Below are 26,273 nucleotides of genomic sequence, written 5' to 3'. Positions count from 1 at the left end.
GACCTGCGGGATCCCTGCGCATGCCGCGTCCGGGCAGTCGAGGGGCGTTCGGCGCAGCAAGTCGATGACGCCGGGTAGCTGCTGACGTTGTATTGGTCGCCTAGACCGATGAATCAGGCTTCCTGGGCGCCACCGTTGGGCATCGTCTGCGTCACGACGCCGGGGCAGGGGAAGGTGAGCGAGCGCGACAGGGCGGGGGTGTTGCCGTTTACTGGCGAATCGAGCGTGCGGTTCGGAATGCGCCGGATGCTGGTTGGCTTTAAGTAGGACGTACGGCGACCGAAGGAGAGTGCGAACCGAGATGCGAGCCATCACATTCGCCGAGTACGGCGGGCCCGAAGTGCTGCAACTGAAGGATGTCCCGACGCCGGAGCCCGGTCCGGGGCAGGTCCGGGTCGCCGTCCGGCGCGCGGGGATCAACCCGATCGATTGGAAGATTCGTTGTGGGGCGATGGCCGGCGGCGCGGCGCTTGAAGGTCCGCGGATACCGGGACTGGAGATCGCGGGAGTAGTCGACGCGGTGGGCGACGGCGCTGAATTCGGCGTCGGAGACGAGGTGCTCGGCTGGTCGGCGACCGGTGGGTACGCGGAGTTCGCGCTCGGCGGAGCGATCGTTCGCAAGCCGGCTGGCCTCTCCTGGGACGACGCCGCGGCATTGCCGGTTGCTGGCGAAACCGCGTTGCGCGTGTTGCGTCTGCTGGATGTCAAAGCTGGCGAACTGTTGGTTGTCCACGGAGCGAGTGGCGCTGTCGGCCGGTTCGCGACACAGATCGCGGTCGCGTTGGGCGCGACGGTGATCGGAACGGCTGGACAGCGCAATCTCGATGAGGTGAAAGCGCTGGGCGCGATTCCGGTGCGTTACGGCGACGGGTGGCTGGAGAGGGTCCGTGAAGTGGCGGACCGTCCGGTGGACGCGGTGTTCGACGCGTCCGGGCATGGCGTTTTGCCGGAATCGGTCGAGCTGCGAGGGTCGAAGGATCGCATCGTCACCATCGCAGATGGCGCGGCGTTCGAGCTCGGTCTGCCTTTCTCGTCTGGAGGCCAGGACGGGCAGACGCCAGAGGTACTGAACGAGATCCTCGGGTATGTACACAATGGACTGCGGATTGCGCAGGGGAAGACTTTTCCGTTAGAGGAAGCCGCAGCCGCACAGGAGGAGAGCCGGAATGGGCACCCAGGCGGGAAGCTGACTATTGCCGTTTCCTGACCACGATTGTCGGCTAGGATCGACGATGGCGCACCTGCAGGTGATCGTTAGTGTCGGCGACTTGCGCCAACCGCGGCGAGCAGCCGTTGCCGCTTAGTGGCGAAAGACTGAACTCGACGGGCGGGCCGCGCCGAAGCAAGCGACTGTCGCCGCTCAACGGCGATAGACGCGGAGCGCGGAGACCAGGTGCGCCGACGCGAGCGATTCGTCGCCATTCGGCGGCGACGGATGGCGAGCTGCGGGCACCGGCGGGGGGGGGACGGGCAGTCGTGGCCGTCCGGCGGCGAGGCGAGTTAGGTGACTGTTGCCGTTGAGTGGCGAATGGGCTGACTGTTGCCGGTGGAGAGACCAGCATGCAGGGGTCGGAGAGTTGCGGAGGGGTGTCGCCAAAAAACGGCAAAACCCCTCCGCAGCATCGTGACCAGGGTTTTCGTCAGTGCACAACCGGCTGGGAGGGCGCGCGACGGCCGACCAGGACCCGGCGACGCTGTGGCGGGATGCGGACGGTGCCGAGGGCCGAGTGGACAGAGGCTTCGGCAAGAGCAGCCAGCGAACGGCGGTCCTCGGCGCGGCCGGGAGCGATCTCCGGGCACACATGCACTTCCAGGACCAGGCCGCGCAGCGCGGCGACCCGGCGCAGGGAGGCGATGAGCGACTCCGGGCCGATGAACGCCGGCTGGCTGGTTTCGCGGCCGTCGGCGAGGCGGTAGCGAAGGGCGATCGGCCGGACTGGGACACCGCCGTCGATCGCGGCTTGGAAGGTGGCCGTCGTGAAGCGGCCGGAGGCCAGGCCGCACCAGGTGGTGCCCTCGGGGGTGACGTTGACGAGCGCGCCGGAGCGAAGGCTGTCGGCCAGTTCGGACATGGTGCCCGGCAAGGTGCGCAAACGGTTGCGGTCCAGGAAAATACTTCCGCCGCGACGCACGAGCGTGCCGAGGATCGGCCAGGAGCCGATTTCGATCTTCGCGAGCGCACGCATCGGACGCAGAGCGTTGATGGCGATGATGTCCAGCCACGAGATGTGGTTGTTCACCACGAGCGCGCCGCGGCCAGCCGGAGCGGCGAGGAAGTCCGCACCGCCCACGACAGACATCCGCACCCCGAACGCCCTCAGCACCGCGCGGAAAATCCGGCGCAGCAAGCGTTCCCGGCTTCGGCCGCGAATCACCAGCAACGTCGGCGCGACCAGCAGCGCCGCGAAGACCACGGAAATCGCTGCGGTGAAGCGCAAAATTCGCCGAGGGAAGGCAACAGTCGGCGCGCCTTCGGTGAGGCAACCGTCACCGCAAGGCGACGTCGGCATCCAAGCGTGACTCATCCTTGCGCTCCGAGGAAGAACTTCAAGTACCGCTCGTCGACCTGCTGCAGATCAAGAAGGACGAAGAAGTCCGCGACCCCGAAGTCGGCGTCGAGGGCCGGCGGGCCGCACACTTTGGCGCCGAGCCGCACGTAACCCTTGATCAGCGGCGGAAGCACGGCCCGGTCAGGACGCGCGATCGCGTCCGGGTCCCACGGGTGCAACGGCGAGACGCGCAACGAGTCGTCAGCGTGGTGTTTGGTGCGCAAGACATCCCAGACGCCTGCCGCGTAACTGCCGCCATCGTTCAGCTGGACCGAAGCGCAGCCAGCGAGATAACGGTGCCCGGAAAGGAGCATGTAGCGCGCGATCCCGGCCCACACCAGGCTCACGACGGCGCCGCTGCGGTGGTCGGGGTGGACGCAGGACCGTCCGGTCTCGACCAGGGACGGCCGCAGCGCGGCGAGCGTCGTCAGGTCGAATTCGCTGTCAGAGTAAAGCTTTCCGGCCTGCGCGGCGCGGTCTGGCGGAAGCATGCGGTAGCAGCCGACGATCTCGCCGGTGTTGTCGTCGCGGACCACGAGGTGGTCGCAGAATTCGTCGAAGTAGTCGACATCCCGGCCGGGCTCCGGGGAATGCAGTTCCGCCCCCATCTCCTCGGCGAAAACCCGGTATCGCAGTTTCTGTGCGGCGAGCACTTCATCGTTCCCGTTGGCGACCAGAAGCGAATACCGCGGCGCGCCTGCGGGAAGGTCGGCACCCGCCTGATCAGTACTGACGAGGAGCTGTGACGACGTCATGGTCAAGGTGTACCTGCCGGTAAGCGGCCTCGGAGAGTGCCAATCGATGACCGGTCAGTGCACGTTGAGTTAATTGCGGGTTCTCAGGTTCCTCTCAGACAGACGAGAAGGTTCCGGAGAACGCGGAAGGCCGCCGCGTGGCGAGCACGCGACGGCCTTCCGGGCGAAAGAAAACGTCAGCCCTTGCGCTTGTCGACAGCCTCGGTCAGCTGCGGCGCGACGTTGAACAGGTCGCCCACCACGCCGAAGTCGGCGATCTCGAAGATCGGAGCCTCGGCGTCCTTGTTGACCGCGATGATCGTCTTCGACGTCTGCATGCCGGCGCGGTGCTGGATCGCGCCGGAGATGCCGAGCGCGATGTACAGCTGCGGCGACACCGTCTTGCCGGTCTGGCCGACCTGGAACTGCGCCGGGTAGTAGCCGGAGTCGACAGCGGCACGGGACGCGCCGACAGCCGCGCCGAGCGAGTCGGCCAGCTTCTCGACGACGTCGAACTTCTCCGCAGAGCCGACGCCGCGGCCACCGGACACGACGATCGACGCCTCGGTCAGCTCCGGACGGTCGCCGCCGACGACCGGCTCGATGCCGGTGATCTTGGCGGCCTTCGCCGGGTCCTGCGCCGGAATCTCGACGGTCTCCTCGGCAGCCGCGCCATCGGCGGCTTCCGCCTCGACCGCGCCCGGACGCACCGACACGACCGGCGCGCCCTTGGCAGCCTTGGCCTTCACGGAGAACGCGCCACCGAAGATGGACTGGTCCACGGTGCCGTCGGCGTTGACACCGACCGCGTCGTAGAGCAGACCGGAGCCCAGCCGCAGCGCGACCCGCGCGGCCACCTCTTTGCCCTCGGCGCTGGCGGCGACGAGCACCGCGGCCGGCGAGACCTGCTCGGCGAGCTTCGCGAGCACGTCGACCTTCGGGGTCACCAGGTAACCGGCAGCGTCGTCGCCCTCGGCGACGTACACCTTCGCCGCGCCGTGGCCGGCGAGCGCTTCCTTGGCCTTCGCCGCGGTGCCGGTCGGGCCCACCACGACGGCGGAGGGCTCGCCGAGGGCGCGCGCAGCGGTCAGCAGCTCGAGCGTGACCTTCTTGACATCACCGTCGACGTGGTCGACGAGGACGAGTACTTCAGCCATTTTCCGGAATCCTCCTCGAAACCGTGTCTCAGATGAGCTTCTGCGCGACCAGGTACTCAGCGACCTTCGAGCCGCCGTCGCCCTCGTCCTCGACCTTCTCGCCCGCGGTGCGCGGCGGCTTCGGCGAGGCCTCGACGACCGTCGACCACGCGTTGCCGAGGCCGACCTCGCCCGCGTCGATGCCGAGGTCGGCGATGGTCAGCGTCTCGACCGGCTTCTTCTTCGCGGCCATGATGCCCTTGAACGACGGGTAGCGCGGCTCGTTGATCTTCTCGCTCACGCTCACCAGCGCCGGCAGATTCGCCTCGAGGTGGGTGATGCCGTCTTCCGTCTCGCGGTCGGCCTTCACGGCGGAACCCTCGACGGTCAGCTGACGCACGTAGGTCAACTGCGGCACGCCGAGCAGCTCGGCCAGGATCGCGGGCACGGCGGCGCCGCGGCCGTCGGACGCCTCGTTGCCGGCCAGGATCAGGTCGTAACCCTCGACCTTGCCGACAGCGGCGGCGATGACCTTCGCGGTGGCGATCGCGTCGGAGCCGTGCAGCGCCTCGTCGGAGACGTGGATGGCCTTGTCGGCGCCCATGGAGAGCGCCTTGCGGATCGCGTCGGTGGCGCGGTCCGGGCCGACCGAGATCACGGTGACCTCGCCCTCGCCGGCTTCCTTGATCTTGAGGGCCTCTTCGACGGCCTTCTCGTTGATCTCGTCGAGCACGGCGTCGGCGGATTCGCGGTCAAGGGTGTTGTCGGAACCGGAGAGCTTCCGCTCCGAGTAGGTGTCCGGTACCTGCTTGACCAGGACAACGATGTTCGTCATGGGTCTTCTTCGACCTCCCGGTTGGGGCCGGCTCTCGGCCGCGGGACAGTGCTCTACTGAGCGGTAGATTAGGGGCAATTCCGCGGCCGGACCCCTCGAGGTGACGGCATTCACCTGGATGAGCAATCTATTGGGACCATCGTCCCGGTAGTTGACCGGTTAGCCCGTCCAGCGAGCCACTCGCCCGATCGGAGCAACGGTCACTTACTCGCAGTAGGCCGTTAGGGGTTACGCTCCGGCACCATGTCCGCGCACATCGCCGTAGTCACCGACTCGACCTCGTGCCTGCCCGAGCAGCTCGCCGCTCAGTGGCGAATCAGTGTCGTCCAGGTCCAGCTGCACGTCGGAGACCAGACGGACGACGAGCACCGCTTCGACCGGAGCGAGCTCATCCAGACCATGAAATCCGGCGCGGCCGTCACGACCTCGCCGCCCGATCCCGGCGCGTTTTTCTGGACCTACCAGGACGCGGCCTCCGCCGGCGCGTCCGCCATCGTGAGCCTGCACATCTCCGGACGGCTTTCGCAGACCGTCGAAGCCGCCCGCGAAGCCGCCCAGCAGGTCCGGATTCCGGTGCACATCCTCGACAGCGGGACAGCCAGCATGAGTCTCGGCTACGCAGCGGTGTCCGCCGCCCGCGTCGCCGGGGCCGGCGGACAGCTCGAGCGGGTCCTGGACGCCGCGGAACGGCGAGTGCGCAACTCGACCGAACTGATCTACGTGGACACTCTTGAGTACTTGCGGCGATCGGGCCGGATCGGTGCCGCCCAGTCGATGCTCGGAAGTGCGTTCGCGATCAAGCCGCTGCTCACCGTCCGCAATGGAGAAGTGAGCCCGCTCGCCCGTGTTCCCGGCACTAAACGAGCGATGAACCGGCTCGTCGACCTCGCCGCGAAGGCCGCCGGCGACCAACCGGTGGACCTCGCGGTCACCCGATTCGGCTCGGACGAGAGCGAAGTCGTCCGGAAGTTGCGGGAGCGAGTGCCCGGCGCGGGCGAGATCGTGGTGGGCGACGCGAGCACCGTGATAGGAGCTCACGTCGGCCCGGGTGCGCTCAGCATCACGGTGTCGCCGTCGAACTGACCTCGATTCGCCGCCCGGGGACGACAAGCACCACGAGCGGCAGCAGGACCGTCACCGCGAGCCCGCCGATGATGAGCACCTGGTCGAGCTGCGGATAGTGCCCGACGTGACCCGCGTGATAGACGAGGTGCGGCACGGCGAACAGCAACGCCGCGACCGCGACCAGCCGCGCGACCGTTGTGGTGCCCATCACTGCGGCGCCGACCAGCATCGCGCCGAGCGCCAGGCTGAGTCCGCCGAAATCGATGATGAAGTGCTCGTTGTAGGGCCCGTCCATGGAGACCCAGCCGTGCCGGAAACCGGGAAAGTCCTGGTAAAACCCCATCGGGTCGAGCAGCGGCCACAGCCCCTGCACCAGGGTGTAGAGACCGAGCAGAATCAGGAGGATGCGCGTGATCGTCCGTTGCATACGGCTGGAACGAGACGGCTGCGCGAAACGTGACAGGCGCTAGGGTCGCGCAGGTGACCAACGCAGCCACCCGGGCTGAGGCACTGCACCTCACCGGCGAACGGACCGTCCCCGGCATCCCAGAGGAAAACTACTGGTTCCGCCGCCATGAAGCCGCCTACCTCGCCCTCCTCCCCCACTGCGCCGACGCGACGGTGCTCGAAGCCGGCTGCGGCGAGGGCTACGGCGCCGGGCTTATCGCCCAGCACGCCCGTCGAGTGTTCGCGCTGGACTACGACGTGCCGACCACCGAGCATGTCGCACGCCGGTATCCGGACGTAGCCGTCGCGCGGGCGAACCTGGCGTACCTCCCGCTGCGCGACGGTGCCGTCGACGTGGTGGCGAACTTCCAGGTGATCGAGCATCTCTGGGACCAGGACGCTTTTCTCGCCGAATGCTTCCGCGTCCTGCGCCCGGGTGGGAAACTGCTGGTCACCACCCCGAACCGGCTCACCTTCACGCCGGACAGCGACACCCCGCTCAACCCGTTCCACACGCGCGAACTGGCACCGTCCGAATTGGACGGACTGCTGCGCGCGGCCGGGTTCACCGTCGCCGCGCTGAACGGGCTGCACCACGCGGAAACCCTGCGTACCACCGAAACCCGCTACGGCGGCTCCATCATCGACGCCCAGCTGGACGTCGTCATGGGCTCCCTTCCCGGCCAGGCCATCTGGCCCGCCGACCTCCTCGCGGACGTCGCGGCGATCCGGGCCGACGACTTCGCGGTGCACAACGACGACCTCGACGCAAGCCTCGACCTGGTGGCCGTGGCGGTGCGCCCGTGAGCGCCCGGAATCCCGCGCCCGAAGGCACGTTCTGCCTCGTCCTGCACAGCCACCTGCCGTGGCTGCCGCACCATGGCAGCTGGCCGGTCGGGGAGGAATGGCTGTACCAGGCGTGGACCCATTCGTACCTGCCGGTCGTCGACCTGCTGCGCCGTTTCGCCGCTGAGGGGCGACGCGACGTCTTGACGCTCGGCATGACGCCAGTACTCGCCGCGCAGCTGGACGATCCGTACGCCATCCGCGCCTGCCACGACTGGGTCGGCCACTGGCAACTGCGCACGCAGCACGCATCGACGCTCTGGCACGGCAATCCATTGCTGCGCGACCTCGCCGCCGCCGAGCACCAGGCCGCGATGCACGCCACCGAGGAGCTGGAAACGCACTGGCGACACGGTTTCTCGCCGATCCTGCGGTCGCTTGTGGACAGTGACACGATCGAGCTGCTCGGCGGACCGCTGGCGCATCCGTTCCAGCCGTTGCTGGACCAGCGGGTGCGGCGGTTCGCCCTCCAGGCTGGACTAGAGGACACCGCGCTGCGCATTGGCCGCGCACAAGAGGGTATTTGGGCACCTGAATGTGGTTATGCACCGGGAATGGAACAAGATTATCACGACGCCGGTGTTCGACGCTTCCTTGTCGACGGCCCTTCACTCCATGGTGACACTTCGTCCGCGCATCCCGTCGGCGACTCCGACGTCGTCTGCTTCGGCCGCGATCTCGAAGTCACGTACCGGGTTTGGTCACCGAAAGCCGGCTATCCGGGCCATGCCGCGTACCGGGATTTTCACACCTGGGCACACGAAGTCGGACTGAAGGCGTCGCGTGTCACCGGGAAAACCGTGGAGCCGCAGGACAAAGCCCCCTACGACCCGACTCTCGCCGCGGACGTTTTAGGTTCGCACGTCAAGGATTTCGTCGAAACAGTCGTCGCGCGCCTGCGATCCCTCCGCGAGCAAAACGGCCGCGAATCGCTGGTAGTTGCCGCATACGACACGGAACTCTTCGGGCATTGGTGGCACGAAGGCCCTGCCTGGCTCGATGGGATCCTGCGGGCACTGCCCGAGGCAGGCGTCCGCGTGACCACACTGCGCGGCGCGCTCGAGGCTGGCCACCTGGGCGAGCCCGTCCAGCTGCCCGCGTCTTCGTGGGGTTCGGGCAAGGACTGGCGAGTCTGGGACGGCGAACAGGTCGCGGACATGGTGCAGGACAACACCGCGCTGCAGACCCGGCTGCTCGACTTGGTCGACAAGCAGGATGGGACCACTCGTGACGTCGTTGCCGATCAGGCCGTCGCCGAGGCGATGATGGCGCTGTCCAGCGACTGGGCGTTCATGGTCACCAAAGACTCCGCCGCCGACTACGCCCGCCGGCGCGCCCGCGTGCACACCGAACGATTCGATGCCCTGGCGGGGTTGCTCCGCAGCGGGGATCGTGCCCGCGCTCTCGCCCTGGCCGAGGAATACCGCCGGGCCGACGGCCCGTTCGGACATCTGGACGCGCGCGCCCTGCGCCGTCCTTCCGCGTGACGATCGAAGGGAATTACATGGGAATCCGCGACCTGCCGCTCAAGACCCTGTCCGGCGACGACGCCACTCTCGGCGGACCGCTGGCCGGCAAGACGCTGCTTGTGGTGAACGTGGCGTCGAAGTGCGGGTTGACGCCGCAGTACACCGGTTTGGAACGCCTGCAGGAACGCTACAGCGACAAGGGTTTCTCGGTTGTCGGGTTCCCGTGCAACCAGTTCGCCGGCCAGGAGCCGGGCACCGCGGAGGAAATCCAGACGTTCTGCTCCACCACGTACGGAGTGTCGTTCCCGTTGTTCGAGAAGGTCGACGTCAACGGCGAAGACCGGCACCCGCTCTACGCGAGCATCACGGAAGCTCCCGACGCGGACGGCGAAGCGGGCGACGTGCAGTGGAACTTCGAGAAGTTCCTGATCAGCCCGGACGGCGAGGTTCTCGGTCGCTTCCGTCCGCGCACGGAGCCCGAAGACGAGACGATCGTCGCGGCGATCGAAGCGGCTCTGCCTGCTTGAGTTTCGGCCCGGCTCTCCGGCCTGCGTTTATCGCGGCCGGAGAGCATTTGCCGTTTTTCGGCAACTGGCGGCCAAAGCGGAGTCCGCTGGATTCCGGTTGGAATACCGCTGGCGGTTGATTCGCGCCATGGCCGTTCAGCGGCGAAAAGCCAGGTGTACCTCGCCTCTGCTCCCTTACAGCGTTATCGCTTCTCACCGGCTACGGCCGACCAACGACGCGGGATGCTATGAGCTGACGATCCCACTCGCGGCGGCGTCGGCTCCGCGACACCGGCCGCCTCAGCTGCCGTCGCCGTTGGCGGGCAAATTCGACGCCACCGGCCGCCGCGCCGCTTTCGCCGCTTTCGTCGTTGAGCGGCGAGGCGAAGCAGTACCTCCGGGTTGGACGGCACCGCGCAGGCGTCGAAGCGCCGTTGACCAGCTCGTCGCCACTGGGCGGCGAATCGCAAGTCAGCTGGGTTCGTCCCCAGGCCGCAACCCTGTGCGGGAGGGCAGACCTGGCGTTGCCGCTCAGTGGCGAATCGCAGGTCAACGGCTGTCCTGAACCTCGTCGGCTAGTTCGGCGGCGGTCTTCACCTCGGGGTACGAACCGCGTGCGATCACCGCTCGGTTGTGGTGCGAGGCGTCCGCGAAGTCGAGCTTCTGCACTCGGCGGTCGTAGGTGAGGAGGCCGTTCACTTCGTTCTCTACATCAGTGGTTTGAGTGTAGATCGCGGCGGACAACCCCAGCTCGGAAACCAACCCTTCGAGGCGTTCGCTGACCTCCGCGTACCGGCGAGTGAGGTGCGCCGAATCGGTCGTCATTTCGTAGGCGTTTGGCGGGCCTGGCCAGACGTGGTCTTCGAGGACTAAGCCCAGGCCGCCGTATTCGCCGTCCACCAGTGCGCGATGGTCCCCCTCGTGCGGCTCCCCCGGCCCGACGTAGGTGTGATCGTCGTAGATGTCACCGGCGCCAGTGTCCGGGCGGGAGAAGCAGCAGTTCACGCCGCTGTTGGCGATCACCAGCCGGGTGGGGTCGAGTTCCTTCACGAGCGCGGCTATCCGGGCAGTATCGAATTCTCCCCAGCCTTCGTTGAACGGCACCCAGGCGACGATCGACGTGATGCTGCGCAGCTGGGCGATCATTTCGCGCAGCTCGACCTCGAATCGCTGCTGTCCTTCGTGCACCGGATCCGGCGCGGGCCCGGGCGGGCCCGCGAACGACACGACCAGCGACGGCATGTCCTGCCAGACTGCCAGGCCCAGCCGGTCCGCCCAGTAGTACCAGCGCGCGGGCTCGACCTTGACGTGCTTGCGGACCAGGTTGAACCCGAGTTCTTTCGTCTTCTCGAGATCGAACCTGAGCGCCTCGTCGGTCGGAGCCGTGTAACCGCCGTCCGGCCAGTAGCCCTGGTCGAGTGGACCGTGGAGGAAGGTGATCCGACCGTTCAACGCGATCCGTGGCTGCCCGTCGACATCCGGGACGATCTCTGCCGTTCGCAGGCCGCAATAGCTGGCGACCTCGTCCAGGACGTCACCGTGCGCATCCAGAAGCCGGATGGTGATGTCGTAGAGAAACGGATCGTCCGGAGACCACAGATGGGGTTCTGGGAGGTTGGCCCGCAGCCGCGCGCCGGCGGTGCCGCGAACGCGCGCTGCCTCGTCGCCGTTTTGCGGCGAAACGATCAACTCCACTTGAGTACCGCCAGTGACCTGCGGGAACACCGACACGCCAGACAGGTCCGAGGCGACGTCGAGGCCGGAAATGCGCTCGTTCGGCACCGGCTCGACCCACACGGTCTGCCAAATTCCTGACGTCGGCGTGTAGCAGATACCGCCAGGTTCGTTGCGCTGCTTGCCGATCGGGTACGGCTCGATATCCGTACGGTCCTCTGCGCGAACGGTAATTTCCTGCGGGCCTGATACACGGAGCGCGTCCGTGATGTCCGCTGAGAACGACGTGTACCCGCCCTCATGGGTGACCACCGTCTGGTTGTTGACCCGCACTTCGGCTTTCTGGTCGACTGCACCGAAATGCAGCAACACCCGCTGCCCGCTCCAGCTTTCCGGGATCTCGAACAACCGCCGGTACCACAACACTTCGTCGCGTCGGCCGATTCCGGAGAGCGCCGATTCCGGTGCGAAAGGAACCAGGATGCGCTCGCTGTAGCCGACGGGTCGTGGCTCCTCGGGCGAAGCAGGCCATCCTGCGTACTCCCAGATGCCGTTGAGGCTCAGCCATTCCGGCCGGCGGAGCTGGGGGCGCGGGTACTCGGGCAGCACCGCGGCCGGGTCGACTCGGTCGGTCCACGGTGTGGTCAGCGGCGGATCCGCGCGCTGCCATTCGGGCTCTGTCGGAGTCATCACCGATCATGGTGGCAGAGAATCGCGATCCGCGGGATGGCTTGAGGAGTGCTCGGACTGCCGGTGAACCGATCCTGCTCGATGGGTCAATGTCGGTTGCCGACGGTCGGCGACTGATGGCTGGTCTTCGGTGGGACCTCCTGCGGTGGCGTAGCGGAGCAGGTGTCGACGACCGTTTCGCCGCTCAGTGGCTAACAGCTGGTCAGCCGCTCGCGAGCCGGCTTCAGCGCCGGGAGCGCGGGCGGCTGCATCGGGCGAAGCTGGCAATCTCGACGGGTGGCGGCCGCCGGAACTCACGCAATCAGTCTGACAGTCGCTACTGGGCCGGGATAGCAGTGCTGAGCTGCGCGGATGCTGTCTTCACGGGTCGGCTGGCCGGCCAGGTGGAGCTGTTGCCGTTTTTTGACGAAACGCTCTGACCAGCGGATTCTTCCGCGACCAGGCACTTTTCTGCCAGGTGTCTGAGAGGCGTTCCGGCGGTCGTTCGGGCGGCCGCCCCAGGGTAAGCGACTGGCGAGTAACCTCGGGCCATGCGCGTGCTGATGTTGTCCTGGGAGTACCCGCCGGTGGTCATCGGCGGGCTGGCCCGGCACGTTCACGCGCTGGCGCGACATCTCGCGCAGCAGGGCCACGAGGTAGTCGTGCTCTGCCGGCACACCGCGGGCACTGACGCGTCGACGCATCCGCGCAGCGATCGGGTCATCGAGGGTGTCCGGGTCGTCCGCGTGGCCGAAGATCCGATGCACCTGACCTTCGAGCGGGACCTCGTCGCGTGGACGCTCGCCATGGGCCACGCCATGATCCGGGCGGCGCAGGATTTGCTCCGCACGTGGCAACCCGACGTCGTCCACGCCCACGACTGGCTGGTCACCCATCCGGCGATCGCTGTCGCCGAGGCGGCGCGGGTGCCGCTCGTCGGGACGATCCACGCGACCGAAGCGGGCCGGCATTCGGGTTGGCTGTCGCATCCGCTCAACCAGCAGGTGCATTCGGTCGAATGGTGGCTGGCCAATCGCGCCGACGCGGTGATCACCTGTTCGCAGGCCATGCGCAAGGAGGTCGCGCACCTCTTCGAGATCGACCCGGCCGACGTCGCGGTGATCCACAACGGCATCGAGGGACGCAGCTGGCGCGTGTCGTCCGGCGAAGTCGCGAAGATGCGGGCGCGGCACAGTCCGGACGGTGCTCCGTTCCTGCTGTTCTTCGGCCGGCTGGAATGGGAAAAGGGCGTGCAAGACCTGCTGGCCGCGTTGCCCCGGATCCGCCGTCAGTTCCCGGGGACGCGAGTGGTTGTCGCCGGAAAAGGGCGACATCACGACGAGCTTGTCGCTCAGGCTCGAAAGCTGCGGATTCGCCGGGCGGTGGATTTCGTCGGCCATCTCTCCGACCGCGACCTGCGCGCTCTCCTGGCCGCGGCCGATGCGGTTGTGTTGCCGAGCCGGTACGAGCCGTTCGGGATCGTCGCACTGGAGGCCGCGGCTGCGAAAGCGCCGCTGGTGGCTTCGACCGCCGGCGGGCTCGGCGAGGTTGTCATCGACGGGGAGACCGGCCTGGCTTTCGCGCCGGGCGATGTCGCCGGGCTCGCCTCATCCGTGACGACCGTCCTGAGCGACGTTCCGGCCGCGACCCGGCGTGCGCGGGCGGCGCAGGCTCGACTCGGCGCTGACTTCGATTGGGGGCGGATCGCGGAGGCGACCGTCGAGGTCTACCGGCGGGCGCGTGTCGGCGAGCCGATAGAATTGGGGCGGCCGAAGATCGCGACTGGCAACGCGTTCGAGGTGTAGCGCGCGCTGGTCGGCGTGGTTCGCGAGATTCGCCGTTCAGTGGCGAATGCCTGGTCAGGGCATTTGTCAGCGGGGGTCGACGGCGGCGATCAGGTCTCGGTAATCGGGGTCCGCCGCCACTCGGTCGAAAGCGCTCGCCAGGGCGGTTTCGTAGACCGGGACGGCTTTGCGCAAGGTGGCACGTCCGGCGTCGGTGATTCCGGTGTAGACGCCGCGGCGGTCGTATTCGCAGAGACGTCGTTCGGTGAGGCCGGTACGCTCAAGGCGGCCTACGAGGCGGGTCGCGGAGCTCTGGTTGAGCGACGTCGCGTCAGCCAGTTCCTGCATGCGGAGCTCGCCGTCGGGGCGGTCGGCCAGCGACATCAGGGCGACGAATTCCGAGAAGCCCAAGTGCAACTGCCGTTGCAAGGCTTGCTCGACCTCGTGGTCGACGCGACTGCGAAGCGCCATCATGCGGGGCCACATCGCGCCGAGGGTGGTGAGTTTCGCCCCTGCCGACTTGCGTCCAGGGGAAGGTGTGGTGACCACGGGAACGACCTCTCCGGCAAAACCTTGCCCAGCATCGAGAAGCGGTGCCGAGACCTCTTGTATAGCACATGTGCGTGCATGCAATTGAGTGCTCGTCGAGCCTCACGCCCTCGGGCGACCGTCGAGGTTCGCCGTGTTGGGCTGGAGCTAGGCACTCTGGTCGAGCAGGAAGCCTGGACGAATCGTCGGGCTGCGCAGTTTTAGTCCGGCCTGGATTGTTTGGGTTTAGTCCAGCCTGGATTGTTTGGGCGGAACTGGGCAGGCCTGCGTCCGGAGGAACTGTTTCAGCAACGGGTTGACCTGCTCTGGATGAGTCAGGGTCGGAGTGTGGGCCGCGCCGTGGATGACGTGCACGTCGCCGGCGTTGGGGAGGCGTTCGCTCAGCAGGTCCATGCGGTCGCGCGGGAGGGAAACGTCCTGCTCGCCCCACATCAGCAACGTCGGGCAGGTGATCTCGTTCAGGCGGCCCGAAACGTCGTCTCGCTCCAGCAGGCAGTGCGCGGCCGGGCCTAGCGGCAGCGCGGGTGCGGCGCGCCATCGTGCGCGCAACTCGTCACGCAGGTCTGATTCTCCGAGCAGTTGTGTCGACAGGGGTATGATCAAGTCATCAATTGGTCCGTATTCGCGCAAGGCGGCGAACATGCCGTCGTAGGCAGCTTTGTCGGCCGGATCGACGGTGTTGCTTCGGTGTCCCACAGCACCAGTCCCGTGACACGTTCGGGTGCCAGCAACGCAATCCGTAGCGCGGTGAAGCCGCCTTGCGACAATCCGCCTACGACGGCGCGTTCGATGCCCAGGTGGTTCAGCAGGCCGAGCGCGTCCTCGGCCTGGTCCCAATAGGTGTATGACGTGCCGGGGTCGTCGTCCGGGGTTTGCCCGTGGCCGCGAGCGTCCCAGGTGATCACCCGCTGCTCCGGCGCGAGCATCGCTGCTTGCGACGAGAAGGTTGAGTGGTCCAGGAAGTAGCCGTGCCCCAGCAACAAAACCGGTCCGTCTCCCCCGGTGTCGGCGAAGAAGATCGGACGGTCGTTGACGGTCGCTGTGGGCATTCGACCGGCCTCCAGGTTCGTCGAAAACAGTGGTGCCGCGCCGGTGCAGCGTAGTGGCGATCACGCTGCCTGCGGCCAGATCTCGGCAGATTCAGTGTCGGCTGGCGAGTGTCAGTTCGACGCCGGGCTGGATACGGTCAGTCGCCGGTTTTCGCCGAATCGGTTGAGCCGCCGGCAAGTTTGAGGCAGATGACTCCGGCGATGATCACGGCGAGAAACAGAATGCGCAGCGGTCCCAGGCTTTCGCCGAAGATGATCGCGCCGAAGATCGCGGCTCCGCTCGCGCCGATGCCGGTCCAGACCGCGTAGCCGACGCCGACGTCGATGGTGCGCAAAGCCAGGCTGAGAGTGAAAATCGTCGCGGCGGCGGTGATCACGGTGGCGATCGACCACGGCAGGTTGGTGAAGCCGCGGCTGCCGTCCGCGCTGACGGCGAACGCGATTTCGCAGACCCCGGCGAAGAGGAGAATGCCCCACGCCCGGCGAGCGGTCTGCGTCTTTTCCGGTGCGATGACTGGTGCTGCTTCTGGCTGAACGGACACAGCGGAAATCCTTTCGGGGACAGGAAGAAGAGGGTCAGGCACCGGTCAACTGAAGGCCGATGATGCCGCAGACCACCAGGCCGAAGCCGATGAGCTTGCGCCAGTTGAGCTTCTCTTTGAAGATCAGCGCGCCCAGCAGCACGATGCCGACCGAGCCGAGACCGGTCCAGATCGCGTAGCCGACGCCGACGTCCATGGTCAGCAAGGCGCGACTGAGGAAGAAGATGCCGCCGGCCGCCATGACCAGCGTGAACGCCGACGGCCACAGCTTGGTGAACCCGTCGGTCGCGTTGGCTCCGAGCGCGAAGGCGATCTCGAAGAAGACAGCGATGCCGAGGTAGAGCCAGTGCATGGTTTCTCCGGGTGAGAGTGAGATCGGAAGCTGCTCGGCGCCCTCGCCGGCGACGCTCCCCCAGGTAGTTACATGTGCAATATATGTATGTCTAATCAAATAGGCAAGGGGTGCTCGGCAGGTGGACGGAGAGACGCCGGAGTTGCTGCCGATGGAACGAGCTGCGGTGGACGTCGGGGCGACGGTTGCTCGGAAAGTGGCGCTGACCAGGTATTCGCCACTGAGCGGAAACGGCAGTTCGGGCGGCTGGGACCGGGGGCGGAGGGTTCTGCGCAGACCGTTCGGATCGCGGGTCGGACGGGGCGAGGTGTCGGGCTTTCGGCCGGATCGTCCGACTGGAGCGCGTGTGGCTTGGCGGTCGAGGCCCGGATACCGGTGGAGCGAATCGGACAGTCGGCTCGGCAAGGATCCTCGCGGAACGCGGCTGTTCGATGGGGCGTGCCCGGCCGGATGGATCGGGCGGATGGGCACGTCCGAACTGGATAGCGCAAGTGGATAGTGCGAGTGGATCGCGTGAGCCGGATGCGGCGGTCGGGCGGGCCGGACGAGGAACGTCTGTAACAGAGTCCTACTGCCGTTGCAGGATCCGTTGCCGAGCTACTGCGGCAACGTGGATCCGATCGTGAAGCGTCCGAGCTGAGCAGCATGAACAGGGAGGAATGCGGGCAGGACCAGCAGCGCCCGCTAGCGAGCGGTTACCTCGCCTGTTAGTTCCTGAATCAAGCGATGGTCCGCATGCGAGCACTAAGCCGGGCCACGTCAGACGGAGCGGAACGAACTGCCCACGAACGCCCCCGAACGAAAACACAAGACAGGCCTCGAAGCGAAGACCCCGACCCCAGACCGCAACAAGACTCCCCGAAACCGAAAACCCGCGCCCTCGCCATTCAGCGGCGAAAGGGCGCGGGTCCGGAAAGACCCGGGTCCGGTGGCGGGGAGCCTCCGCCACCGGACCCGTTCCCAGCACCATCCCAAAATGCGGTGCGGGGTAACCGGTCGCCGGTGGTCAGGTCACTGGCGACCGGAGCTTGTCACCGCTCGGTCAGATAGCGGGCGTAGGCGACCGTCGTGAGGAAGCTCGGCAGCTTCTCGCCGAGAGCGGTTTCGGTGAAGATCGCGCGGGCGTCGTCGAGGCGGGCGGACTGGCCGAGGTCCGCGCGGACCTTCGCCAGTTCGTCGTCCAGGAATTCGCCGGCCAGCTCGTGGGTCAGCGCCGTGCCGTCCTCGAGCTTCGTGCCGTTGCGGATCCACTGCCACACCTGGCACCGCGCGATCTCGGCCGTCGCGGCGTCCTCCATGAGGTTGTGGATCGCCGCCGCGCCGGTGCCGCGCAGCCAAGAGTCGATGTAGCGGAGGGCGACGTTGATGTTCGCTCGCACACCCGCTTCAGTGACCTCGCCGCCGGCGCTCGCGACGTCGAGCAGGTCCGAAGCGTCGACCGTGACGTCTTCGCGCAGCTTGCCGAGCTGGTTCGGCCAGCCGCCGAGCACGCGGTCGAAGACCTCGCGGCACACCGGGACCAGGCCGGGGTGCGCGACCCACGAGCCGTCGAAGCCGTCGCCTGCCTCGCGTTCCTTGTCCTGGCGGACCTTCTCGAGCGCGTTCTCGTTGGTGACCGGGTCCTTGCTCGGGATGAAGGCCGCCATCCCGCCGATCGCGTGCGCTCCGCGACGGTGGCAGGTGCTGACGAGCAGTTCGGTGTAGGCACGCATGAAGGGGACCGTCATCGTCACCTGGGCGCGGTCCGGCAGCACGAAGTCGGCACCGTGCGCGGAGAAGTTCTTGATGACGCTGAAGATGTAGTCCCAGCGACCGGCGTTCAGACCCGCCGCGTGCTCGCGCAGTTCGTAGAGGATCTCGTCCATCTCGAAGGCCGCGGTGATCGTCTCGATCAGCACGGTCGCGCGGATCGTGCCGCGCGGGATGCCGAGTTCCTTCTGCGCCAGCAGGAACACGTCGTTCCACAGCCGCGCTTCCTGGTGGCTTTCCAGCTTCGGCAGGTAGAAGTACGGGCCGCTGCCGCGCGCCAGGAGCTGCCGGGCGTTGTGGAAGAAGTACAGGCCGAAGTCCACGAGGCTCGCCGAGACCGGGCGACCGTCGATGCGGATGTGCTTCTCGACCAGGTGCCAGCCGCGGGGACGGGCGACGATCGTCGCCGGGTCGTCGCCGATCGTGTAGCGCTTGCCGGCCTCGGTGGTGAAGTCGATGTTGCGGCGGATGGCGTCGAACAGGTTGAGCTGGCCGTCGACGACGTTGTGCCAGGTCGGCGAGGTCGCGTCCTCGAAGTCCGCCAGCCACACCTTCGCACCGGAGTTGAGCGCGTTGACCGTCATCTTCCGGTCGGTCGGGCCGGTGATCTCCACCCGCCGGTCTTCGAGACCAGGTGCGGTGGGGGCGATGTGCCAGCTCTCGTCCGAGCGAATGGACCGCGTCTCGGGCAGGAAGTCCAGCTGCTCCTCCCCCGACTGCAGACGCTCGCGACGGCGACGGCGCTCGTCGAGGAGTTCGCGGCGGCGTCCGGCGAAGGTGTTGTCGAGCTTGGCTACGAAGTCCAGTGCTGCCGGGGTGAGGATCTCGGCGAAGCGGCCATCGGCGGGCCCGGTGACCTCGATGCGGGTGTTCAACGTGTCAGCCATCTCGTACCTCCGCGAAGGGGGAAAGGGAAGGGGCGGGCCGGCGACCGGAATCGCCGGCCCGCGGGGTGCGTCAGTGGAACTGGTCTTCTTCGGTCGAACCCTTGAGCGCGGTGGTCGAGCTCTCCGGGTTCAGCGCGGTGGACACCAGGTCGAACCAGCCGGTGCCGACCTCGCGCTGGTGCTTCGTCGCGGTGTAGCCGCGCTCCTCCGAAGCGAACTCGCGCTCCTGCAGGTCGACGTAGGCGCTCATGCCTTCGCGGGCGTAGCCGTGCGCCAGGTCGAACATCGAGTAGTTCAGCGCGTGGAAGCCGGCCAGCGTGATGAACTGGAACTTGTAGCCCATGGCGCCGAGTTCGCGCTGGAACCGCGCGATGGTGTCGTCGTCGAGGTGCTTCTTCCAGTTGAACGACGGCGAGCAGTTGTAGGCCAGCATCTGGTCCGGGTACTGCGCCTTGATCGCCTCGGCGTACTTGCGGGCGACCTCGAGGTCCGGCGTGGAGGTCTCCATCCACAGCAGGTCGGCGTACTGCGCGTAGGCCAAGCCTCGGTCGATGCACGGCTCGATGCCGTTGTTGACCTCGTAGAAGCCCTCGGAAGTGCGGCCGCCGGTGAGGTACTTGCGGTCGCGCTCGTCGACGTCGCTGGTCAGCAGGGTCGCGGCCTGCGCGTCGGTGCGGGCGACGACCAGGGACGGCACGTTCAGCACGTCGGCGGCGAGACGGGCGGCGTTCAGAGTGCGCTCGTGCTGCTTGGTCGGGATGAGGACCTTGCCGCCGAGGTGGCCGCACTTCTTCTCGGAAGCGAGCTGGTCTTCCCAGTGCACGCCCGCGGCTCCGGCCGCGATCATGCCCTTCATCAGCTCGAACGCGTTCAGCGGACCGCCGAAGCCTGCCTCGGCGTCGGCGACGATCGGGGCGAACCAGTCGATGTCGCCGTTGCCCTCGGCCCAGTTGATCTGGTCGGCGCGGCCCAGCGCGTTGTTGATGCGGCGGACGACGGCCGGGACCGAGTTGGCCGGGTAGAGGCTCTGGTCCGGGTAGGTCTGGCCGGCGAGGTTGGCGTCGGCGGCGACCTGCCAGCCGGACAGGTAGATGGCCTTCAGGCCGGCGCGCACCTGCTGCACGGCCTGGTTGCCGGTGAGCGCGCCCAGGGCGTGGACGTAGTCCTCGCTGTGCAGCAGCTCCCACAGCTTCTCCGCGCCGCGGCGGGCGAGGGTGTGCTCTTCGACGACCGAACCGCGAAGCTTCACCACGTCGGCGGCGGAGTAGGTCCGCTGGACACCCGCCCAGCGGGGGTCGGTCTTCCACTGCTCGGCCAGCTCGGCCGCCGCCTGCTCGAGCTGATTGGCCTGCTCGGTCATCGGACTCTCCCGTGTTGCGAAGTTTGCGATTGCTCGCCTTGCCTGGTCACGACCCTGACACGAGCGGGAAAACTCGGTCTACGGCTCCAATTTGCCAATTTCTGCGAAGATTGCCTAGCATGTTGCAAAGGTTGCGAATCTGCCGTTCGCAACCGCAGCGAAAATTCGCGGGCTTGATCGTTCACGTAATCGTTCAGGCCCGGAAACCTTCCGGCCGGACGGAGCACTCATGGACAAAACTTTCGCCGGGGCGCGGCTGCGGCATCTGCGCGAAAGCCGGTCGATGAGCCAGGCGGATCTCGCCCGTGTGCTCGAGATCTCACCCAGTTACCTCAATCAGATCGAGCACAACTCGCGCCCGCTGACCGTGCCGGTGCTGCTGCGGATCACGCAGGCGTTCGGCGTCGACACGGAGTTTTTCGCGAACAACGACACGTCGCGGCTCGTCGCCGACGTGAAGGAAGCCCTGCTCGACGAGGCCGTGGGCGTCGAAGCGACCACAAGCGAGCTGAACGACCTGGCCAGCAACCTGCCGTCGATCGCCCAGGCGCTGGTCAAACTGCACCGCAGCTACCGCAACGCGGTCGAGAGCACTGCCGCGCTGACCACGGAAAACGGCCTGGGCCTGCACGGGAGCGCCGCCGCGCCGTTGCCGCACGAGGAGGTCCGCGACTTTTTCTACGAACGGGAGAACTACGTCGCCGAGCTGGACGAGCGCGCCGAGCGGATGGCCGCCGAGATCCCGCTGCGGCGCGGAGCGGTGCTTGGGTCGCTCAAGGAACGGTTGTGGCAGCGCTACGGCGTCGACGTGACGAGCGAGGGCATCAACGAATCCGCCGGTGAACAGCACCGGTACGAACCGGCGACGCGGGTGTTGCGGCTGGCGCCGAGCCTGCGGGTCGGGCAGCAGGCGTTCCGGATGGCGTCCCAGATCGCGTTGCTGGAATACGACGACCTGATCACTGAACTTGCCGATTCGTGGGCGTTTTCCGGCCCGGCCGCGCGGACGCTCGCGCGGGTCGGCCTTGCGAACTACTTCGCTGGCGCGCTGATCCTCCCCTACAGCCCGTTCCTGGCCGCGGCGGAGGAGTTCCGGTACGACATCGAGCGGCTTTGCGACCACTTCGGCGTCGGTTTCGAGACCACCTGCCACCGGCTGTCGACTCTTCAGCGGCCAAAACAGCGCGGGGTGCCGTTCTCGTTCGTGCGCGTGGACCGGGCCGGGAACATGTCGAAACGCCAGTCCGCGGCGGGTTTTCACTTCTCGCGAGTCGGCGGGGCTTGCCCGTTGTGGAACATCTACGAGGCCTTCACCTCGCCGGGCAAGATCCTCACGCAGATCGCGGCGCTGCCGGACGGCAAGCGGTACTTCTGGGTCGCGCGGACGGTTTCGCGCAATATCGGCGGCTACGGCAGCCCGGGCAAGACGTTCACCGTCGGCCTCGGCTGCGAGCTTCGGCACGCGGGCCGGCTGATCTACTCGACCGGCCTTGACCTGGACGAACCCGCCGCCGCGACGCCGATCGGCATGGGTTGCAAAGTGTGCGACCGGCCCGCTTGCTCGCAACGCGCGTTTCCGGCAATCGGCAAACCGCTCACGGTCGACGAAAACACCAGCACCTTCGTCCCGTACCCGGCGGTGCCGAAGACGTGAACGCGGTCGGTGACGTGAGTGCCCCGTACGTGGTCACCGGGTGCGAAGTACATTCACCCGAGTGCACGACATCGACACGGTGAACGCAGAACTGGTCGAACAGGCCGCCGAACGACTCGCGGGCGTGGTCACACGCACGCCACTTGAGCCCAACGCGCGTCTGTCGTCCCGCGTAGACGCGCGCGTCTGGCTTAAGCGCGAAGACCAGCAGACTGTGCGCTCGTACAAGATCCGCGGCGCGTACAACTTCATCGTGCAGCTCGACGCTGCGACGCGGGCGCGCGGTGTCGTATGCGCGAGTGCCGGCAACCACGCGCAGGGCGTCGCGTACGCGTGTCGCCGCCTAGGGGCGAACGGTCGCGTGTACGTGCCGGGCACGACGCCTCGGCAGAAGCGTCAGCGAATCGCAGCGCTCGGTGGCGCGCACATTGAGGTCATCGTCGTTGGCGAGACGTACGAAGACGCCTTCGCCGCGGCTAAGGACGACGCTCATCGCACTGGAGCGACGCTCGTGCCGGCGTTCGACGACGTCCGCACTGTCGCCGGTCAGGGCACTGTCGCGCTCGAAGTGGTTTCGCAGCTCGGCTTCGTGCCAGATGTCCTGGTCGTGCCGGTCGGTGGCGGCGGGTTGCTGGCCGGGATCGCGACGTGGGTCCGCGAGCGGCATCCGGACATCCGGGTCGTCGGCGTCGAACCGGCGGGGGCGATGTGTATGGCTGCGGCTATCGAAGCGGGCAAGCCGGTGCGGATCGACGCGGTCGACCCATTCGTGGACGGCGCGGCTGTACGCGAGGCAGGCCAGGTGACGTTCCCGTTGATCCGGGACAGCGGCGCGGAGCTGACGTCCGTCGCCGAGGGCGCGGTGTGCACGGAAATGCTGTCGATGTACCAGTCGGACGGCATCATCGCCGAACCCGCGGGTGCGCTGGCGGCCGCTTCGCTCGGGACCAGTGTGCAGGTCGAGCCAGGGCAGACGGTGGTGTGCGTCGTGTCCGGGGGCAACAACGACGTCAGCCGGTACAGCGAAATCCTCGAACGCTCGCTGATGCACGAGGGGTTGAAGCACTACTTCCTCGTCAGCTTCCCGCAGGAGCCCGGGGCGCTCCGGCGGTTCCTCGACGAAATCCTCGGACCGGAGGACGACATCACGCGGTTCGAGTACGTGAAGCGCAACAACCGGGAGATCGGTCCGGCGCTGATCGGCGTCGAGATCCCGCGGCGCGCGGACCTGCCCGGGCTGCTGGCGCGGTTGGAGAAGAGTCCGCTGCAGGTGGAGCAGGTGGAGCCGGGGAGTCCGTTGTTCCACTTCCTGCTCTGAGATGTCGCTGGTGTCGCCGGTGTTTCTGGTTTCGCCGCTGGCTGGCAACAGGCCCACCAGCTGCGGCTAGGAGACGTGTGCCCGATGCGTGCCGGCGACGGGACGCATCGAAAGGTCGGCTCGAGTGGATATCCCAGTCGGGATGGTGGACTCGCGCAACGTCTCGAGCACGTCGGCAGCACCGCGGTCCCCCGGGCTGGCCGCCAAGCCGATCATCGACCTGACCGTCGTCATCGCCAGTCGCGAGGATCTGGCCGCTGTTGTCGCCGGTCTGCGCGCGATCGGTTACCGGCATGAAGACGATCTCGGCATTCCCGGACGAGAAGCGTTCGCCCGGCATCCCGGCACAACCACCGCACCGCATCTACGTCTGCGCAGCCGACAACGGGAATCTCGCACTGGTGCTGGCGTTCCGGGATTTCCTGCGCGGCTCACTCGTACGTGGTTCTGAAGCGATCACTCGCCCAGCGATTCCCTACTGACCGTGCTGCTTACACCGCCGCGAAGACCACCTTTATCGACGACGTAGTGGCAAATGCTCTGTCCGAGTCGTCTCTCCGCGGCGACGGTTGAAGACAGTTCGCTGCCTGCCGCCGACCGGCGAATCGAGCCGCACAGGTGAAGGTTTACACAGGTCAGCGCGATTCGCCAAAAAACGGCAACGCTGGTCAGCCGAGTTCTGCGCTGCCCTCGCGGTAGATCTTCGCCGACTTGATGCGGTCTCCAGCCAGCCGATAGAAGCCGGCGATGGCGAAAACGTGGTCCTCGCCGTTGTGGGTGAGGCGTTCGGTCAATTGGGCGGCGACCTGGTCACCGTCCGCGAGAACGTTCTCGACCGTCAACGTCGGGAGAAGTTGTTCCATCGCACTGCTGAACAGCTCGGTGAGCTCTTCACGTCCGCGCACGACGCTGCTGCCGGTGATCCAGACCGCGTCCTCGGTGAAGCCGTCGAGGAGCGCCTGAAGGTCGCGATCATTGAAGGCGGCGACGTGCCGACGCAGGGCTTCGCTCATAAGGTGAGGTTATCGACGCTGTCCTGCCATTTTCGCGGCTTGAACCGGACGGACGGCCGCGTTAAGTCAGCTGTCGCCGAGCGTCTTCTGCAGTGCTTTGTTCGCCTTTCGCGCCATATCGGCAACGGCCTCGCGTCGGGCCGCATCCGCGGCGTAGTCGTCCTCGCGGTTGCGGACCACCCGGGCCGGTGAACCGACCGCGATCGAGTAGTCCGGGATGTCACCGCGCACGACCGCGTGCGCGCCGAGAACGCTGCCGCGGCCGATGCGCGTGCCCTTGAGGACGCTGACCTTCGTGCCGAGCCACGTGTCCGGGCCGATCCGGACCGGCGACTTGACGATGCCCTGGTCCTTGATCGGCACGTGGATGTCCGCGGTCACGTGGTCGAAGTCGCAGATGTAGACCCAGTCGGCGACGAGCGTGGCGGCGCCGAGCTCGATGTCGAGGTAGCAGTTGATCACGTTCTGCCGCCCGAACACCGACTTGTCGCCGATGCGAAGGGACCCCTCGTGACAGCGGATGGCGTTGCCGTCGCCGATGTGCACCCAGCGGCCGATCTCCAGCCGGCCGTATCCGGGCCGGCAATGGATCTCCACGTTCTTGCCGAGGAACAGCATGCCGCGCAGGATGATGTGCGGGTTCGCGATGCGGAATTTGAGCAGCCGGTAGTAACGCACGAGGTACCACGGCGTGTACGCGCGATTGCGCAGCACCCAGCGCAGCGAGTCGGCCGTCAGGAACTTCGCCTGGTGCGGGTCCCGCCGGGCCCGCCGCCAGGCGCGCACGCGCGACAACGCGGGCGCACCCCACATCGACGTCATGCCGTTGACCGTAACCTGTGGACGACGGCCAGCCACAGGCAAGGGGAGCACGATGGGGACCAAGCTGATCATCGATACCGACCCCGGTGTCGATGATGCTTTCGCGATCGCGTTGGCCGCGAGGTCGGCGGACGTGGACCTGCTGGGCGTGACGACAGTCTTCGGCAACGTGCCGCTGACCACGACAACCTCGAACGCGCGCCGGCTGCTGCAGCTGTGCGACCGGCCGGACGTCCCGGTCGCCGCGGGTGCTTCGCGCCCCCTCCTCTACCGCGAGTTGCACCGAGCGAGCACCGTCCACGGTTCCGACGGGCTTTCCGGGCACGCCGCTTCGCTGCCCGAAGCGACCCGCCCGCTCGAAGATTCCGACGCGGTCAGCCTGATGGTCTCGTTGCTCGAAGCCTCGGACGAACCGGTGACCATCGCGCCGATCGGTCCCCTCACGAACATCGCCGCCCTGCTCGCGGCCCACCCCGGGGTGCGCTCGAAGATCGCGCGAATCGTCCTGATGGGCGGCGCGCTCGCCCTCGGCAACTCGACCGCGGTCTCCGAATTCAACATCTGGGCCGACCCGGACGCGGCACGTCGGGTGCTCGCCGAGGACGACGTCCCGTGCGTGATGGTTCCCCTCGATCTCACTCACCGGTGCGCGGTCGACAGCGCGTGGCTGGCGAAACTCGCCGCGTCCGGACCGGTCGGGCAGGCGCTGGACTCGTTCACACCGGACTACCTCGCGCACTACCGGCAGGTACTCGGCTACGAAGGCATCGTTCTGCACGACGCGGTGGCCGTCGCTGAGGCGATCCGCCCGGGCATCCTGCGCACGGAGACTTACCCGGTCGATGTCGACTCCGGCCTCGGCCCGACCCGCGGGATGACGATCGTCGACCGCCGGGCGGTCCCGACCGCGCCCACGGGGAGGCCGGTCGAGGTGGCGGTGGACACCGAACTGGATGTGCTGCGCGAGTTCGTGCTGTCGAGACTCGCCGGGGGTCGGTGATGGAGGGGGCCGGGAGATCGCCGCTGGATGGCGAATCGCAGGTCAAGCGCGACGCGGCGGCCGGTTCGGACAGTGGTGAGCCCGAGGGCGCGGGTTCGTCGCCAGTGAGAGGCGAATCGGTTGAGTCGGGTGATCCGTCGGCGGGGCGGGCGGCGCCGGTGGGCGGCGAATCGGTCGGCTCGAGTGGCTCGTTCGCGGGCGAGGCGGCGTCGGTGGACGGCGAGAATCCTGAGTCGACCAGCGTGTCGCCGCTGAGTGGCGAAA

25 protein-coding genes are annotated in these 26,273 nt (G+C 67.2%); 10 read left to right on the top strand and 15 right to left on the bottom strand.

Annotation, left to right across the window (positions count from 1 at the left end):
- Positions 1-301 precede the first annotated feature (301 nt).
- The gene (locus ABD156_RS37470) at positions 302-1,207 is read left to right on the top strand and encodes an NADP-dependent oxidoreductase (protein ID WP_344286102.1); all 906 of its coding nucleotides are present in this window, start codon (positions 302-304) and stop codon (positions 1,205-1,207) included.
- A 433-nt stretch (positions 1,208-1,640) separates the two neighbouring features.
- Here ABD156_RS37470 and ABD156_RS37465 read toward each other — a convergent pair whose 3' ends face one another.
- From ABD156_RS37465 to ABD156_RS37450, 4 genes are all read right to left on the bottom strand, one after another.
- On the bottom strand, positions 1,641-2,525 hold the full coding sequence (locus tag ABD156_RS37465; protein WP_344285514.1) for a lysophospholipid acyltransferase family protein: 885 nt from the start codon (positions 2,523-2,525) through the stop codon (positions 1,641-1,643).
- Positions 2,522-3,304 carry a GNAT family N-acetyltransferase gene (locus ABD156_RS37460; protein WP_344285513.1) on the bottom strand — a complete coding sequence of 261 codons (783 nt, stop codon included), beginning with the start codon at positions 3,302-3,304 and terminating at the stop codon, positions 2,522-2,524. The genes ABD156_RS37465 and ABD156_RS37460 overlap by 4 nt, the downstream gene beginning before the upstream one ends.
- A 176-nt stretch (positions 3,305-3,480) precedes the next feature.
- A complete protein-coding gene (locus ABD156_RS37455; RefSeq protein WP_116198804.1) occupies positions 3,481-4,440 on the bottom strand; it encodes an electron transfer flavoprotein subunit alpha/FixB family protein in 960 nt (319 codons plus the stop codon).
- 28 nt (positions 4,441-4,468) lie between these two features.
- The gene (locus tag ABD156_RS37450) at positions 4,469-5,254 is read right to left on the bottom strand and encodes an electron transfer flavoprotein subunit beta/FixA family protein (protein ID WP_116198805.1); all 786 of its coding nucleotides are present in this window, start codon (positions 5,252-5,254) and stop codon (positions 4,469-4,471) included.
- Positions 5,255-5,497: 243 nt separating this feature from the next.
- On the opposite strand from ABD156_RS37450, the gene ABD156_RS37445 reads away from it, so the two are divergent.
- Positions 5,498-6,337 (top strand): DegV family protein, encoded by an 840-nt coding sequence (locus ABD156_RS37445; RefSeq protein ID WP_344285504.1) that lies wholly within the window; start codon positions 5,498-5,500, stop codon positions 6,335-6,337.
- Here ABD156_RS37445 and ABD156_RS37440 read toward each other — a convergent pair.
- Positions 6,315-6,746 (bottom strand): hypothetical protein, encoded by a 432-nt coding sequence (locus tag ABD156_RS37440; RefSeq protein WP_344285501.1) that lies wholly within the window; start codon positions 6,744-6,746, stop codon positions 6,315-6,317. The genes ABD156_RS37445 and ABD156_RS37440 overlap by 23 nt on opposite strands.
- A 53-nt stretch (positions 6,747-6,799) precedes the next feature.
- On the opposite strand from ABD156_RS37440, the gene ABD156_RS37435 reads away from it, so the two are divergent.
- Genes ABD156_RS37435 through ABD156_RS37425 form a run of 3 tightly spaced genes read left to right on the top strand, consistent with a single transcriptional unit; the run spans position 6,800 to position 9,608 of the window.
- The gene (locus ABD156_RS37435) at positions 6,800-7,573 is read left to right on the top strand and encodes a class I SAM-dependent methyltransferase (protein WP_344285498.1); all 774 of its coding nucleotides are present in this window, start codon (positions 6,800-6,802) and stop codon (positions 7,571-7,573) included.
- On the top strand, positions 7,570-9,099 hold the full coding sequence (locus ABD156_RS37430; protein ID WP_344285494.1) for a 1,4-alpha-glucan branching protein domain-containing protein: 1,530 nt from the start codon (positions 7,570-7,572) through the stop codon (positions 9,097-9,099). Before ABD156_RS37435 ends, ABD156_RS37430 begins: the two co-directional genes overlap by 4 nt.
- A 17-nt stretch (positions 9,100-9,116) precedes the next feature.
- Positions 9,117-9,608, top strand: coding sequence for a glutathione peroxidase (locus ABD156_RS37425; protein WP_344286101.1), 492 nt, complete (start codon positions 9,117-9,119; stop codon positions 9,606-9,608).
- A 528-nt stretch (positions 9,609-10,136) separates the two neighbouring features.
- Here ABD156_RS37425 and ABD156_RS37420 read toward each other — a convergent pair.
- Positions 10,137-11,951, bottom strand: coding sequence for a glycoside hydrolase family 2 protein (locus tag ABD156_RS37420; protein WP_344285491.1), 1,815 nt, complete (start codon positions 11,949-11,951; stop codon positions 10,137-10,139).
- A gap of 530 nt (positions 11,952-12,481) precedes the next feature.
- Between ABD156_RS37420 and ABD156_RS37415 the strand changes: the two genes are divergently transcribed.
- Entirely contained in the window at positions 12,482-13,735 is a 1,254-nt protein-coding gene (locus tag ABD156_RS37415) for a glycosyltransferase family 4 protein (RefSeq protein WP_344285488.1), read from the top strand.
- A 66-nt stretch (positions 13,736-13,801) separates the two neighbouring features.
- Here the strand turns inward: ABD156_RS37415 and ABD156_RS37410 are convergent, their stop codons facing one another.
- The 7 genes from ABD156_RS37410 to aceA all read right to left on the bottom strand — a co-directional run bounded on the left by ABD156_RS37410 (position 13,802) and on the right by aceA (position 20,202).
- Positions 13,802-14,263, bottom strand: a complete 462-nt coding sequence (locus ABD156_RS37410) for a MarR family winged helix-turn-helix transcriptional regulator (protein WP_344285485.1) — start codon at positions 14,261-14,263, stop codon at positions 13,802-13,804.
- Positions 14,264-14,488: 225 nt separating this feature from the next.
- Complete coding sequence (locus ABD156_RS37405) at positions 14,489-14,866, bottom strand: alpha/beta fold hydrolase (RefSeq protein WP_344285482.1); 378 nt, start codon at positions 14,864-14,866, stop codon at positions 14,489-14,491.
- Positions 14,863-15,312, bottom strand: a complete 450-nt coding sequence (locus ABD156_RS37400; protein ID WP_344285479.1) for an alpha/beta fold hydrolase — start codon at positions 15,310-15,312, stop codon at positions 14,863-14,865. Before ABD156_RS37400 ends, ABD156_RS37405 begins: the two co-directional genes overlap by 4 nt.
- Before the next feature lie 137 nt (positions 15,313-15,449).
- Positions 15,450-15,854 (bottom strand): DMT family transporter, encoded by a 405-nt coding sequence (locus ABD156_RS37395; RefSeq protein ID WP_344285477.1) that lies wholly within the window; start codon positions 15,852-15,854, stop codon positions 15,450-15,452.
- Positions 15,855-15,888: 34 nt separating this feature from the next.
- Positions 15,889-16,206, bottom strand: a complete 318-nt coding sequence (locus ABD156_RS37390) for a DMT family transporter (RefSeq protein WP_344285474.1) — start codon at positions 16,204-16,206, stop codon at positions 15,889-15,891.
- Positions 16,207-17,237: 1,031 nt separating this feature from the next.
- Complete coding sequence (gene aceB / locus ABD156_RS37385) at positions 17,238-18,842, bottom strand: malate synthase A (RefSeq protein WP_344285471.1); 1,605 nt, start codon at positions 18,840-18,842, stop codon at positions 17,238-17,240.
- Between the two features lie 70 nt (positions 18,843-18,912).
- Positions 18,913-20,202, bottom strand: coding sequence for an isocitrate lyase (gene aceA / locus ABD156_RS37380; protein WP_116198817.1), 1,290 nt, complete (start codon positions 20,200-20,202; stop codon positions 18,913-18,915).
- Between the two features lie 229 nt (positions 20,203-20,431).
- Between aceA and ABD156_RS37375 the strand changes: the two genes are divergently transcribed.
- From ABD156_RS37375 to ABD156_RS37365, 3 genes are all read left to right on the top strand, one after another.
- Positions 20,432-21,856 carry a short-chain fatty acyl-CoA regulator family protein gene (locus ABD156_RS37375; RefSeq protein WP_344285467.1) on the top strand — a complete coding sequence of 475 codons (1,425 nt, stop codon included), beginning with the start codon at positions 20,432-20,434 and terminating at the stop codon, positions 21,854-21,856.
- A gap of 61 nt (positions 21,857-21,917) precedes the next feature.
- Complete coding sequence (gene ilvA, locus ABD156_RS37370; RefSeq protein ID WP_344285464.1) at positions 21,918-23,174, top strand: threonine ammonia-lyase IlvA; 1,257 nt, start codon at positions 21,918-21,920, stop codon at positions 23,172-23,174.
- Between the two features lie 124 nt (positions 23,175-23,298).
- On the top strand, positions 23,299-23,625 hold the full coding sequence (locus tag ABD156_RS37365) for a GrpB family protein (RefSeq protein WP_344285462.1): 327 nt from the start codon (positions 23,299-23,301) through the stop codon (positions 23,623-23,625).
- A 217-nt stretch (positions 23,626-23,842) separates the two neighbouring features.
- On the opposite strand, the gene ABD156_RS37360 is transcribed toward ABD156_RS37365, so the two are convergent.
- Both ABD156_RS37360 and ABD156_RS37355 read right to left on the bottom strand, forming a co-directional pair.
- Positions 23,843-24,187 carry a nuclear transport factor 2 family protein gene (locus tag ABD156_RS37360; protein WP_344285459.1) on the bottom strand — a complete coding sequence of 115 codons (345 nt, stop codon included), beginning with the start codon at positions 24,185-24,187 and terminating at the stop codon, positions 23,843-23,845.
- A 66-nt stretch (positions 24,188-24,253) separates the two neighbouring features.
- Complete coding sequence (locus ABD156_RS37355) at positions 24,254-25,009, bottom strand: acyltransferase (RefSeq protein ID WP_116198821.1); 756 nt, start codon at positions 25,007-25,009, stop codon at positions 24,254-24,256.
- A gap of 52 nt (positions 25,010-25,061) precedes the next feature.
- Between ABD156_RS37355 and ABD156_RS37350 the strand changes: the two genes are divergently transcribed.
- Positions 25,062-26,009, top strand: a complete 948-nt coding sequence (locus ABD156_RS37350; protein ID WP_344285452.1) for a nucleoside hydrolase — start codon at positions 25,062-25,064, stop codon at positions 26,007-26,009.
- Positions 26,010-26,273: the final 264 nt, after the last annotated feature.

It is taken from the genome of Amycolatopsis albidoflavus (genome assembly GCF_039525725.1).
Classification (GTDB): domain Bacteria; phylum Actinomycetota; class Actinomycetes; order Mycobacteriales; family Pseudonocardiaceae; genus Amycolatopsis; species Amycolatopsis albidoflava.
The sequence above is the reverse complement of the archived record's forward strand: the minus strand, read 5'-3'. Positions and strand labels throughout refer to the sequence as shown.